General features: G+C 41.1%; 13 protein-coding genes. 5 read left to right on the top strand and 8 right to left on the bottom strand.

Annotated features, from left to right (window positions below; genetic code table 11):
• Window positions 1-9: 9 nt before the first annotated feature.
• Entirely contained in the window at window positions 10-1,632 is a 1,623-nt protein-coding gene (locus tag QSJ46_RS12985) for a putative polysaccharide biosynthesis protein (protein ID WP_224929166.1), read from the bottom strand.
• Between the two features lie 175 nt (window positions 1,633-1,807).
• Here QSJ46_RS12985 and QSJ46_RS12980 point away from each other — a divergent pair, with 175 nt between their 5' ends.
• The 4 genes from QSJ46_RS12980 (at window position 1,808) to QSJ46_RS12965 (ending at window position 5,601) form a co-directional block, all read left to right on the top strand.
• Window positions 1,808-3,079 carry a BaiN/RdsA family NAD(P)/FAD-dependent oxidoreductase gene (locus QSJ46_RS12980; RefSeq protein WP_058838208.1) on the top strand — a complete coding sequence of 424 codons (1,272 nt, stop codon included), beginning with the start codon at window positions 1,808-1,810 and terminating at the stop codon, window positions 3,077-3,079.
• Complete coding sequence (locus QSJ46_RS12975; protein WP_285604816.1) at window positions 3,076-3,273, top strand: hypothetical protein; 198 nt, start codon at window positions 3,076-3,078, stop codon at window positions 3,271-3,273. Before QSJ46_RS12980 ends, QSJ46_RS12975 begins: the two co-directional genes overlap by 4 nt.
• Window positions 3,274-3,413: 140 nt before the next feature.
• On the top strand, window positions 3,414-4,946 hold the full coding sequence (gene opuD, locus QSJ46_RS12970) for a glycine betaine transporter OpuD (protein ID WP_039180749.1): 1,533 nt from the start codon (window positions 3,414-3,416) through the stop codon (window positions 4,944-4,946).
• Window positions 4,947-5,076: 130 nt separating this feature from the next.
• Window positions 5,077-5,601, top strand: coding sequence for a CbrC family protein (locus tag QSJ46_RS12965; RefSeq protein WP_285604815.1), 525 nt, complete (start codon window positions 5,077-5,079; stop codon window positions 5,599-5,601).
• Between the two features lie 45 nt (window positions 5,602-5,646).
• Here QSJ46_RS12965 and QSJ46_RS12960 read toward each other — a convergent pair whose 3' ends face one another.
• The 7 genes from QSJ46_RS12960 to QSJ46_RS12930 all read right to left on the bottom strand — a co-directional run bounded on the left by QSJ46_RS12960 (window position 5,647) and on the right by QSJ46_RS12930 (window position 10,931).
• Window positions 5,647-5,829, bottom strand: a complete 183-nt coding sequence (locus QSJ46_RS12960; protein WP_024424881.1) for a sporulation protein Cse60 — start codon at window positions 5,827-5,829, stop codon at window positions 5,647-5,649.
• Between the two features lie 103 nt (window positions 5,830-5,932).
• Window positions 5,933-6,244 (bottom strand): rhodanese-like domain-containing protein, encoded by a 312-nt coding sequence (locus QSJ46_RS12955; RefSeq protein WP_212040133.1) that lies wholly within the window; start codon window positions 6,242-6,244, stop codon window positions 5,933-5,935.
• Window positions 6,245-6,298: 54 nt separating this feature from the next.
• A complete protein-coding gene (locus QSJ46_RS12950) occupies window positions 6,299-6,982 on the bottom strand; it encodes a YesL family protein (RefSeq protein WP_285604814.1) in 684 nt (227 codons plus the stop codon).
• A 24-nt stretch (window positions 6,983-7,006) separates the two neighbouring features.
• Window positions 7,007-8,296, bottom strand: coding sequence for a Gfo/Idh/MocA family protein (locus tag QSJ46_RS12945; RefSeq protein ID WP_285604813.1), 1,290 nt, complete (start codon window positions 8,294-8,296; stop codon window positions 7,007-7,009).
• A gap of 17 nt (window positions 8,297-8,313) precedes the next feature.
• Entirely contained in the window at window positions 8,314-8,838 is a 525-nt protein-coding gene (locus QSJ46_RS12940; RefSeq protein ID WP_285604812.1) for a lipoprotein YteS, read from the bottom strand.
• Entirely contained in the window at window positions 8,835-9,947 is a 1,113-nt protein-coding gene (locus QSJ46_RS12935) for a glycoside hydrolase family 88/105 protein (RefSeq protein ID WP_285604811.1), read from the bottom strand. Before QSJ46_RS12935 ends, QSJ46_RS12940 begins: the two co-directional genes overlap by 4 nt.
• An 18-nt stretch (window positions 9,948-9,965) precedes the next feature.
• Window positions 9,966-10,931, bottom strand: coding sequence for an ABC transporter permease (locus tag QSJ46_RS12930; protein ID WP_047203508.1), 966 nt, complete (start codon window positions 10,929-10,931; stop codon window positions 9,966-9,968).
• A 231-nt stretch (window positions 10,932-11,162) separates the two neighbouring features.
• On the opposite strand from QSJ46_RS12930, the gene QSJ46_RS12925 reads away from it, so the two are divergent.
• On the top strand, window positions 11,163-13,463 hold the full coding sequence (locus QSJ46_RS12925) for a helix-turn-helix domain-containing protein (protein ID WP_064497797.1): 2,301 nt from the start codon (window positions 11,163-11,165) through the stop codon (window positions 13,461-13,463).
• Window positions 13,464-13,474 lie beyond the last annotated feature (11 nt).

Raw genomic sequence — 13,474 nt, 5'->3', positions numbered from 1 at the left:
TACCTCTTCTTAACTCTTTTTTCTTAAAAATTTCGGCATACGGCTACCAAGTACACGTTCTAGTAATCCCACCTTATAAGATAAGAACATATACACACCGCCGCCAGTGATCATGGAAATCAAAATGACGATACCCGCTTGTACAATTCCGCCTTCATAAGAAATCACTTGGTTCACAAGCTGACTTGTCATAAATGCCACCACACCCATGATCGCTGTTAAAATGCCAATCAGAATAAAACGTTTGAAAATTCTGCGGAACGAATAGCCGGCATGTCGTTTAATCATGATAAACATATACAAGATAGACGCACTGTAGCCTAATGCTGTTGCCAGTACAGAACCATTTCCTTGCAGCCAGCTGATCAGCGGGATGTTTAGAACCGTTTTAATAATGATCCCTAACAAAAGACTAACGATAGCAAATTTTTGTTTGTTAATCCCTTGCAGAATCGCTGCATTAATGGTGAATAAAGAAAACAATAATGCAACAGGTGCATACCAGAACAAAATGGAGATCCCAATCTCAGGGTGAACCGATGGATAGAAGAACCAATAAACCGGTCCAGCCAATGCCGAGATACCAAATGATGCAGGCAGCACGAAAAATAGAACGCCTTGCATCGTTTGGTCAATTTGTCGGTTTAATAATTTATAATTTCGTGATGTAAAAGATTCTGTGATAGTTGGAATTAATGTTAAACCAAATGCCGTCGCTAATGATACTGGAATCATTACAAGCTTAGGTAAATATAAAGTAACTATAGAAAGTACTGCAGTACTTATATCTTTAAAACCAGCATTAATCATTGCTTTATTAATAGTATTAGTATCAATGTAAGAATATAGAGGAATAGCTAATCCAACAAAAACATATGGAGCAGCATAACTAAATAGCTCAATAAATATTTTTTTATATCCAAGGCCTAAATTTGGCCCAGAATTAGGCTGCATAGCAAGTAATTTATCTTTCCGCTTGATCCAATATACATATAACGTGAATAAACCTCCAAAAGAACCAATCAGAGCAGCAAAAGTAGCATATCCTACTGCGATGACAAGCCCCCCGTTAAGCACCTTTAAAATGACATAAGTTGCCGTCAACAAGAAGATAATTCGGACTATCTGTTCAACAACTTGTGAAACTGCTGTTGGACCCATCATTTGATGCCCTTGGAAAAACCCACGTATAAGACCCATAATCGGGACAACTAAGAGAGCCAAACTCACCATTCTAATTACATATGTCACTTGGTCAACCGTTAGTCCACCAGTTTCGGTTGATCCACCGAGCTGTATCTCAGCAAAAATTGGGGCTGATAAATATAAAATACTAAAAGCAATGATACCTGAAGCAAGCATGACAGACATGCCGGCTCTAAACATTTTTCGTGTTGTCTCAAAGTCACCAATCGCATTATATTTTGAAACAAATTTAGACACTGCTGCTGGAAAACCCAGAGTAGCAATGCTAATGAAAATCGTAAACTGATTGTATCCATATTGGAATAGCGCACCACCAGTAGCTCCAACCATTGCGCTAAATGGAATTAAATAAATCATACCAAGAATACGAGAGAGATACGTCCCTATCGTTAAAACCAACGTACCACGAAGCAGTTTATTAGACATGCGCTTAACCACCATTTTTCTAATGAATATTCAACTTAACTATTTTACCACATCAACTCAACACACAGGTAACAAATCCAATACTGAAGTCACAAAACCAATCAATTCATATTTCAGCCTTCCCTAATCTTCGTTATAATAGAAAAATGACTGAAAGTAGAAAGAGGAATGTAACATGAAACATTATGATGTCATTGTCATTGGCGGCGGACCTTCCGGACTGATGGCCGCGATTGCATCAGCAGAGCATGGCGCTACTGTTCTGTTAATTGACAAAGGAAACAAACTTGGCAGAAAGCTGGCCATTTCTGGCGGCGGACGGTGTAACGTCACCAATCGCCTTCCAGTAGAAGAAATCATCAAGCATATTCCCGGAAACGGCCGTTTTCTATATAGTGCATTTTCTGAGTTCAACAACGAGGATATTATTTCATTTTTTGAAAACCTTGGCATTGAACTAAAAGAAGAAGACCATGGACGTATGTTCCCTGTATCAAACAAAGCACAATCTGTTGTGGATGCCCTTCTAGACAGGCTCCGCGCCCTCAATGTCACCATTCGAACGAACGAAAAGATTAAAACGGTTCTGTATCAAGACGGACAAGCAGCTGGAATTGTTACAAATAATGATGAAAAAATTTCAAGTAAGGCTGTCGTCATTGCTGTCGGCGGAAAAAGTGTACCGCATACGGGCTCTACTGGTGACGGCTATGCATGGGCAGAAGCAGCCGGTCATACCATTACAGAGCTTTTCCCAACAGAGGTACCGGTCACATCAGATGAACGATTTATTAAAGAAAAAGTGCTTCAAGGTCTTTCTTTAAGAAGTGTGGCTGTCAGTGTTCTAAATAAAAAAGGGAAACCCGTCGTCACACATGTCATGGATATGATCTTTACTCACTTTGGTTTATCGGGTCCAGCTGTTCTTAGATGCAGCGGATTTGTTGTGAAAGAATTGAAAAAGCAGCCGGCAGTCCGCCTGCAAATCGACTTATATCCGAAGCTGAATGACGAGGAGCTGTTCCAAAAGCTTCATCGTGACCTAAAAGATGAACCGAAGAAAGCCATTAAAAATGTCCTCAAGTCTTGGATGCAAGAACGCTATTTATTGTTTCTGTTAGAACGGAACGGTATTGATCCACAAGACACATTCTCTGGTCTAGCCAAGGATAAACTGCGTGCATTTGCCCATGATTGCAAACATTTTATTGTGCATGCAAATGGTACCCTATCCTTGGACAAAGCGTTCGTGACAGGAGGCGGCGTTTCTGTGAAAGAAATTGAACCGAAGAAAATGGCGTCTAAAAAAATGCCCGGTCTTTATTTCTGCGGAGAAATTCTAGACATCCATGGCTATACAGGAGGCTACAATATCACGTCAGCACTTGTGACAGGCAGGCTTGCCGGCATGAATGCTGCACTAGAAGCAAAGGAGAGAGTTCAATGATCAGACGTGCACTACCGATTGTTCTTGCGGTCGTTATTAGTTTGACAGCCGCTGTTTTCTTGAAGCTGTCGATTAACCCGTTAAAAGTCGCCATTGTTTTGGCGTTTACCATTTTCGCTGTATGTTTAAAAGAATATGTCTACCGTCTTCGCAAACGAATTGAGGAAAAATCGTCTTCCCATATCGATAGTTGATAAATGGAAGCAAAACATGTTACGGTAATGTAGAGGTCGAGTGAGAAGCTCGCCTCTTTTTGTTTGAAATAAGTTGAGTTAGGGGATATTAAGCAAAGTCCTCTGATTAAACGTGTAGAACAACAGGAGAGTGAGATGGTGTGAAAAACGTATCAAGTGTATTTTGGATTGTGATTGCGATCACATTTGTTGCCGTGATGTGGGGAGCGTTTTCTCCAGACACATTGCAAAATGTCACAGATCAAATTCAAACATACATTACAAATGACTTTGGCTGGTATTACTTGTTAGTGGTATCACTGCTTGTCGGCTTTTGTCTATTCTTTATCTTTAGCCCAATCGGTAAGATTACGCTAGGAAAACCGGGGGAAGAGCCTGAATTCGGTCTATTTTCTTGGTTTGCTATGCTATTTAGTGCCGGTATGGGAATTGGTCTTGTTTTTTACGGAGCAGCTGAACCGATCAGCCACTATGCTATTCAGTCACCAACAGGGGAGACTGAAACTGCACAGGCCTTCCGCGATTCCCTTCGCTATACATTTTTCCACTGGGGGCTTCATGCATGGGCTATTTATGCCATTGTTGCACTTTGCATAGCTTATTTTAAATTTAGAAAAGATGCACCTGGCTTAATCAGTGCAACGCTGCAGCCTGTTTTAGGAAATAAAACGAATGGATGGATCGGGAAAACCATCGATTGTATTGCGGTATTTGCAACTGTAGTTGGTGTTGCGACAAGCCTAGGATTAGGTGCGGCACAAATAAACGGTGGATTGAATTATCTTTTTCATATTCCAATTGCCTTTAGCACACAATTGATCATTATTATCATTGTGACGGTGCTTTTCCTTGCATCTGCTTTGAGCGGAATTGGAAAAGGCATTAAATACTTAAGTAATATCAACATGGTATTAGCAGCTGTTCTGATGTTTTTCTTACTTTTGGTAGGTCCAACTGTTTTTATCTTAAATTCATTTACTGACTCGATTGGACAATACTTATCCAATATCGTTCAAATGAGCTTCCGTCTATCTCCAAATGATCCTGAAAAGAGAGAATGGATTAATGGATGGACGATCTTTTATTGGGCATGGTGGATTTCTTGGGCACCATTTGTCGGGATCTTTATCGCTAGAGTGTCACGCGGGCGAACGATTCGCGAATTTTTAGTGGGTGTCTTAGTCGCTCCTTCTATCCTAGTATTCCTATGGTTCTCGATTTTCGGTGTATCTGCAATGGACTTACAGCAAAAGAATATTGTCGATGTTGCAGGTCTATCAACTGAAACGATGCTCTTCGGTGTGCTTAATGAATATCCGCTGGCGATGATTACATCGATACTAGCACTCATATTAATCGCCGTATTCTTTATTACATCGGCTGATTCAGCTACATTTGTGCTTGGAATGCAGACAACCTACGGATCATTGAATCCTTCTGGCAGTGTCAAAGTCAGCTGGGGCATTATCCAATCTGCTGTTGCTGCTGTGCTTTTATTTTCAGGGGGACTTGAAGCCTTGCAAAATACAGCCAAGCTCGCAGCCTTGCCGTTCTCCGTTGTCATCATATTGATGATTGTCTCGCTGTATAAATCACTAAATGATGAACGAAGAATCATCAAACAAGCCAATCAAGTCAATAAACCAAGAAGTCCAAGAGTAAAAAAAGCATAATCGCAAGCGAGAAAAAGCCGTTCCTCATCCGAACGGCTTTTTTCTATATACACAATTTAAGATTGTCTCGAGCTTGAGGATTCCTGTAAAATAATGATGAATCATCACTTTCTACATAATGGAGGTTTATATGACGTTACCTACGTTCAAGTACAACCCAGATCCAGTTTTGTTAAACGTGATTAAAAAAGAGCATACGACATGTCCTGTTTGTGAGAAAGAAAGAGATTATGTGTACCATGGCCCTTTTTATGCTGTTGAAGATGTGGAGGGAATTTGTCCTTGGTGCATTAAAGATGGATCAGCGGCTAAAAAATACAATGGAATCTTTCAAGATGATGCGAGCTGTGATGACGTCGATCAAGAAGAATATATCGATGAGCTGATCTTCAGAACGCCAGGGTACCGCGGATGGCAGCAGGAATATTGGTTAAGTCATTGCGGAGATTTTTGCGCAATCGTCCAGTATGTCGGCTGGAAGGAGATTGAACATCTAGAGGAAGAACTCGCCGAGGATATCGAAGACATTTGCAGCGGCGAAGGATTGACGAAAGACAACCTAAAGCAATGGCTCGTCAACGGAGGAGACTTACAAGGCTACCTCTTCCAATGTGTTCACTGCAAAAAGCACCGTTTATATATTGACGCCAGCTAACCAAAGAAAAAGGACCCTTCAAGCAGGTCCTTTTTTTGATGCCGTCTATTTTTTATATAAAATGAGTGCAGAAAAACAGTAAAGTTGTTCCCCTCCCTGCTCACAGATCACCGCTACATTGTACTTGATGTCAATGATTTGGTCGTCATCCATTCCTTTTAAAAAATGATTGATTTCGCTCTGCAAATCTTTCTCATGCTCTTCATCAAATACAGCTACCTTTAGCACCTATGCCACTCTCCCTTCTCTCGCTACTCTATCTTTATGCACATAGAGAGAGGCATATGAACAAAAAAACCTTTCATCATTGATAAGATGAAAGGCCTTCTGTTTACAGCTTCGGTTTTGTTTCTCCTGTCCAAGCAAGCATTCCTCCAACGACATTGGTCGCTTGGTAGCCTTGATCTTCTAGGTAATAGCAGACATTTTCACTACGTTTACCAGAGCGGCAAATAATATAATATTCCTGCGTTTGATCGAATGCATCCAGCTTCTCAGGGATATCTCCCATTCGAATGTGGATCGCTTCCGGGATCATCCCTTCTACTACCTCTTCATCCTCACGTACATCGACAAGCTGAATGGCGTCTTCCTGCTCCAGCTTTTGTTTTAATTCTTCTATTGAAATTTCTTTCACTGACACGAGTCTCATCTCTCCTTTTCATCACGGTGACACCATTATAGCAGATGGTTCACTTCACTGCGTATTCACCCGCTTCGATTGAAGGAAAGACGGTAGCCGCTTCTTCACTTCGGCTGTCTCGTGCTCACTTTCAAACTCTACCTTTTTAAAGACTTGATAGGCCAGCCACATATGACCGTAGGCGAGTATGCTCACGCTAAAAAATGGCACGATTCCCGGTAAATAAGCAAACAGAACAAACAGCACAGCCGAGAAAACAAGCATAGAGAGTGTATATTGCAAATATGACACACTAAGCAGCAGAGAGAATTTCAGATAGAGACGTTTTTTCCAATCATAATGAGCAAGCAGCGGAAAAATATAAAATAAACTCACAATAAACAAAAAACCAAAAATATATATAGCAAAGCGAAGCACATGTAAGGGCCAGCTCGTCGGATAAATATAAGCAAGATCGACATAAATAATCGTTCCAATGATGAACAGCACCACTCCAATCATGTTAGAGCGGACAAACTCCTCTCGGTATACCTTCCAAAAAGTGCGGAATACATTGATCTGCTCATGCCCTTGAATCCATTTTCTCATTACGGAGAATAACGCAGTGGTCGCAGGCATCAAGCCAAAGATCCCAAGCCCTAGGATGGTGAACAAAAGCCATAACAAATTCGTATAGGCGAGTCTCATCACCCACTCACACATCCTCAGCATTCTGCTCATTGAACCATCATGATCCATCTCTTTCCCCTCCTCTCTTTCTCTTTACACCTTCTCTTTATGAAACAATTCATCAATTTCAATTGGGCGTTTTTCTGCGGCAGATCGCCACATGCCTTCTCCAAGAGCAATCGAATAAGCACCAGCCTCTGCACCTGCTAAAATGTCGTAGTGAATCAATGGATCTTTTCCTATAAATAAATCAGCCAAAAGCAGAGGATCTCCTCCGCCATGTCCGCCTGACTGCTTGACGACTTCAATTGTCTCCTTTGATCCAAACATCGGGTAATAAGAAATTGTTTGTTCTGGGAATTGAAAAGGAATTCTTGATGGCACATGAAACTCATTTGTTTCAATACGCCCCTTCGTCCCATTAATAGCCAGACGATAGCCTTCATATGGGGCGGAGAATTGAATCGAATAGCTGAGCAGAGCCCCTTGATCATAAGCGACTGACGCCACATAAGTATCCTCAATATCAATTTCCTGATCAAAAATGCACGCATCCGGGCGATAATTTGAGTACTGCTGCGCTTGCTCCTGACCGGATTCAATATGATCGTCCTCCACCTTTGAGCGCTCAACCCGCGGATTCCACCTTGCTTCATAATGACAGATATTCTTCACATGACATGTTCCGCAAAATCTATTTTCCTCCCCGTGTAAGGGATTCCAAGGGCTTTCGCTGCCGTAATAGTTCAGCGCCCCGTAGGCAAATACTTGCTTCGGCTTTTGATCAATCCACCAGTTGACCAGATCAAAATGATGCGTCGACTTATGAATAGACAGTCCGCCAGAGAATTGACGTGTACGGTTCCACCTTTTGAAATAACTAGCACCATGATACGTATCAATAAGCCAGCTCAATTCAACGGATGTGACCCTACCAATTTTCCCGTCTAGAATTAGTTCTTTTATCTTTCGATGGAAGGGATTGTAGCGATAATTAAAGGTGACCGTGACCTTTCCTTTACTTTCCGCCTCTTTTTCCATCACTTTTTTGGCGTCTTTTGCTGTTGTCACCATCGGCTTTTCGGTGATGACATCTAGATCATGGTCAAGTGCCTGCATGATATACGTGACATGTGTATCATCCCTGCCTGCCACAATGACGATATCTGGTTTTGCTTTCTTGACCATCTGATCAAATGCATCTTCATGAAAAAACGAAACGCCCCGGAGTGATGGAAAACGCTCCTGACAAAGTGTATACCGCTGATCATCTATATCTAGGAGCCCTGTAATCTTATACTGCTCATTGAAATCCTCTGTAAGCGGTCGAATAAACATATTGAACGCACGATGACTCAGCCCGCAAATCACGACCCGTTTCACATTCCTCACCCCATTTTCTATTGGTTTTCACGAAGCTGTTTCATGAGAGATAGCGCCTCTTTCGTCTTGTCAGCATACACGGGAATAAAAGCGACCATATCTCGATGTAATTGAAAGGTATAACCGTTGAGTTTTTTCTTTCCTTTATTGATTTGTACCGCATAATCGACCGTTTTCCCTGTCTTTTTGTCCTCGACCGTATATGGTCCTGCTGCTTGATCACCTATTTCCATCTCTTCCAGCAGCTGAAAGCTTTCAGGATCATCATACGTTCTAAACATTTCTTCTGGGACAAGCATCACGTCCCCCTCTTTTGAGGTAATTTCAACAAGAAGCTTTTCAGGAACCGCCGGAAAGATGTGGACGCTATAAGTCTCTTGTTCCGGCTGAAAAGCCTTCTCCGCTAATTGATCCTTCATTCCTTTTGACATATCAGAAAAAATCAGGACATCGATACCGTTTGTTTTCCCCTGACAGGCAGATAAACAAAAGGCAGCGATGAAACTGATGAGCCATACGACGGCTCTTTTTTGCCTTCTCATGCCTTTTGAAAAACAGACAGCTTTTCTAGCTCAGTTAACGCCATAATAAAAGCGCCTGCCCCGTGCAAGTCATTTGTGCTCCGCTCTCTTCCAACGTAATAATCATAAAATCCCGCAGATGTTCCAATACAAATATCGTTGATGGTAAAATCACCATTTTCTTTCTCATCCGTCTTATGCTGAATCAAGCCTTGATATGCTTTGACCACATGATCAACATAACGGAGTCCCACATACCCTTCATTCATCGCCTTTGCCATGGCGTACATGAATAAACACGATCCCGAGCTTTCAAGCCAATTGTCACTGTGATCTCCTTTATCAATGATTTGATGCCAGAGACCTGTTGTTTGATCCTGGTACTTTGCCACACTTTCCAGCATGTCTGTCAGTGTTTCCTTCCACACTTTCCGCATCTCATGCTGCTCGGGCAGGTCCTCGATCATATCTGCTAATGCAAGGACATACCAGCCAAACGATCTTGCCCAAAACTCTGGGGAACAGCCGGTCTTTTGATCAGCCCATGGCATCGTTTTTCGTTCATCCCACGCGTGATAATATAGACCTGTCTGTTCATCTTTCGTATGCTTTCTCATGAGATGCTCTTGATGGATGACCATATCCACAAGTGACTCTTCACCAATAAGCTGAGCATACTTTAAGGCAAAAGGACCGCCCATGTAGAGACCATCGAGCCACATTTGATAAGCATAATTATCTTTATGCCAAAATCCGCCCTCAGACGTGCGGTTTAGCGTACGATAAAGTCCGCGCAGCTTCTCCGCTGCGAGCACATACCGCTCCTCTCTCGTTCGTTCGTAAAGAGGGAATAAAATGAGCCCTGCTTGTATGGCATCAAGCTCATCCCTGCGAAATAACAGATTACCGTACTCATCAATGAGTGAATCCGCATAGTTTTTCACATAATCGAAATACGCCTCGTACCCTGTTGCCTCATATAGCTTCATGACGCCGCAAAGGAAAACGCCTTGATGATAATGCCACCTTCCAGCTGGCGGCAGCTCAATTGGTGTATACGCTTTCATAATGGTTTGTGCTAATTTCTCTGCATGCTCAAGCGGTGATCCCTTTTCAATGGATAATGTCATTCTTCCTCATCTCCCTTTTTAATAAATACCTTCTTCCCCGAATTTCTTCGCTAAACGGTTTGCCAGCATGACCAAAATAAGTCCAACAGCTGCTTTAAATAAACCAACAGCGGTACTATAACTGAATTGTCCTTGCTTAAGACCTGCTGTATAGACATACGTATCAAAAATCTCCGCTACTTCCCGGTTCGTTGCATTCAGTAATAGATAGACATGCTCAAAGCCAAGCTCAAGCGTATCACCAATTTTCAAAATAAGCAGAACGACAATGACACTTTTGATGGCAGGAAGTGTGATGTGCCACATTTGTCTCAATCTCCCCGCACCATCCATTTTTGCTGCTTCATATAGCTGTGGATCTACCGCTGTAATCGCCGCAAGATAAATGATCGTCGACCATCCCGCTTCCCGCCAGATCACCTGTAAAATGTACATCGGTCTAAACCATTCCTGACTAAGAAGGAAGTTAATCTTTTCCCCTCCAAAGAAAGCAATCAATTCATTAATTAACCCGCCATCTACTGTTAACAAAACAAAAGATAAGGACACGACAATGACCCATGACATGAAGTGAGGGATATAAATCATCGTCTGTACAAACTTCTTAAACAATGCCAATCTCACTTCGTTTAAAAGAAGGGCTAATAAAATCGGAATTGGAAAGAAAATCACAACATTCATGGCAAATAAAATCAGCGTATTTTTTAATAAGATGAAAAATGTTGGTTCTGTAAACAAGCGAATAAAGTGTTTGAAGCCAACCCACTCACTGCCAAGAATGCCGAGAAACGGCTGGTAATCTTGAAAGGCAATGATGAGCCCCCACATTGGCACATATTTAAAGACAAGAAAATAAATGAGCCCCGGCAAAATCATTAAATACAAAAACTTTTGACTAAGCAGTTGATTAAGTAAGCGCTTTCTTTTTTCGTTTTTCAAAGCTGCCGCAGGCACACCCTTGGCAGTGACATCCTCTGTTTTCATTGATAAAGCCTCCCCTCATGCTGATGCATGTGTTAACTGTATCTTAAGGATGAAAAATCCGTCTACAATCATATCAACAGATCATATTTTCATAGGTGAAGCTACTCAAAACGTTACATAAAACATAAGAAAATGATCCTAATCTCAGAAAATGATTATTGACAAACCTACCAGATTTTTGGATTAATAAATTAAGGGGAAAAGATTGTTTCGTTTGAAATGGGGGGTTTTATGAAAAGAAGGCAGTATAAATTTTATTACAAGCTTGTGACGTTTTTTTTCATACTTAGTACGATTCCTGTTATCATTGTCGGCATTTTTTCTTATCAGCATTCGCAAAAAACAGCACTTGAAAATATCTCAAATGAAAAGCTCGACAGCGTCAAACAAACGCAATCCAATATTGAGCATATTTTAAAAACTGTTGATCATTCTCTCACTCACTATGTCAGTTCGACACCTCTCCTTCAAACACTGGCAGAACCTTTAAATCCAGACCAATTCCAGCTTTATAATCAAGTACAGCAGGAACTGAACTACCTGCAAACCTTTGACACCGACCTTTCCAATATTACACTCGTCAGTAAAATGGAAGACTGGTACATGAACAATTCGGGGCTTTATCATGTCACAAGCGAAGACCAAGAAAAAGCGCTGACCTCTTACCTCAATATACCAAGTCACTCCAGCTGGGCACTTGAAGAGAATAATCCACTTGTTGCGACTAAAGAAGGTAAAGCATCCTTTTGCAAGTACAATGTGAATTTAATCAAACAACTGCCTATGAACAGCGTTCAAAAAAAGGGAATCGCTGTCGCCAGCATTCCAAGCTGCGTGATTGCTGATAACATGCCTGACTTCTCTCAATCAGATAGCATGTTTGTCATCGATACAAACGGAAAAGTGCTGCTACATAATCGCAAAGAACAAATTGGTGAATCGCTGAAATATCAAGATTTCGTCAAACATGTGCTCTCACTTGAAAAACGATCAGGACAATTTGATATGAAGATCGACGAACTCAACTATCAAATCACATTTCAAAAATCAGATTATAATGAATGGACGTACCTATCCTTTGTTTCTATTCCAGAACTTAAGCAGCAAACGAAATCAATCGGGTGGATTACCTTTATTATCTGCACTATTTTGTTAGCGCTTTCATTACTATTTTCATGGTTTGGTTCCAGACACTTTTATAAACCAATCCGCTTATTATATGAGTCATTTGCACGCAATGAATCATTTTTGCAAAAACAGCCTTTTCAAAATGAATTTGAGTTAATTGAATCGAGTATTAAACAAATGAAAGATCAAAACAATGATTTAGAGGAACGGATTGAGCAGCAAGTGACACACTTACAGCAATACTTTATGGTACGTCTGCTGCTTGGAAAGCTGACAGATGAAGAAGTAAACAACCGGTTCCAAAGCTTAGGCTTTCCCCAGGGCTGGTCTCATTTGTCCATGCTCGTGACCCAAATCGATACGTTAAAAGGAACACCTTATGAAAAAAAAGATGCTGATTTGCTTTTATTTGCGATCAATGGACTGATCGAGCAGATTATTCCGCAAGAGGAGCACCTTCAGCCAACCGTTGTCAATGAACATCAAACAACGATTATCCTTAACCACTCAAAGTCAGACGAAGAGTTTACTGAATATTTAAACCAATTAGCAGAAACCATTCAGCAGCGTATCGAAGAAGAGCTTGGTTTATCGATCAGCATTGGGATCAGCCGCCAGTTTAAGGAGCTTACGATGGCAAAACACGCTTACATTGAAGGAAAAGAAGCCTTAAAATACAGACTCAAAGCAGAGAAAAAATCCATTATCTTATATGAGCATATCCAGCAAGGAAAGACGTTCAAAACCCATTTTCCAAAACAGCTGCAGCATGATTTATTTGATGCGGTGAAAGCTGGCGATCAAGGCAAGGCAGATCACTATTTACATGTGCTCCTGCAATCCATTTTCTCTAAAAATGCAGGACCGCACGAATACCAGATCGCCCTCGCTCGTTTTTTAAACAATTTAATTGAGCTGATGCATTTGCTGGGTATTGAATTATTTGAGATCGAAGACAACAAAATGCTCTATGATACGATTTTTGAATTTAAAACCTTTGAAGATACAGAAGCATGGCTGAAACATGAGATCATCCGGCCAATTATTGACCAGCTTGCTGCACGTGAAGACTCACAATACAAAAACATCTCAGAAAAAATCATTCATATTATTCATCAAGAATTCGACTCAGATCTCACCTTGGATGAAATCGCCACACGCCTGCATTACAATCCCAATTATTTAAGCAGTATTTTCAGAAAGGAAATGGATATCTCCTTTAGCGAATATCTCTCTTCCTACAGACACCATGTCGCTAAAAACTGGCTTGTAGAAACCGATATGTCCGTCAAAGAAATTTCGGAAAAACTGAAATATAAAAACCCGCAAAATTTCATCCGATCCTTTAAAAAGCTGGAAGGCACAACTCCTGGTAAATACCGCGACCAGAAAAAAGGCACGTAAGACAAAGAGTC

It is taken from the genome of Bacillus sp. YKCMOAS1 (assembly GCF_030268125.1).
GTDB lineage: Bacteria > Bacillota > Bacilli > Bacillales > Bacillaceae > Bacillus > Bacillus safensis.
The sequence above is the reverse complement of the archived record's forward strand: the minus strand, read 5'-3'. Positions and strand labels throughout refer to the sequence as shown.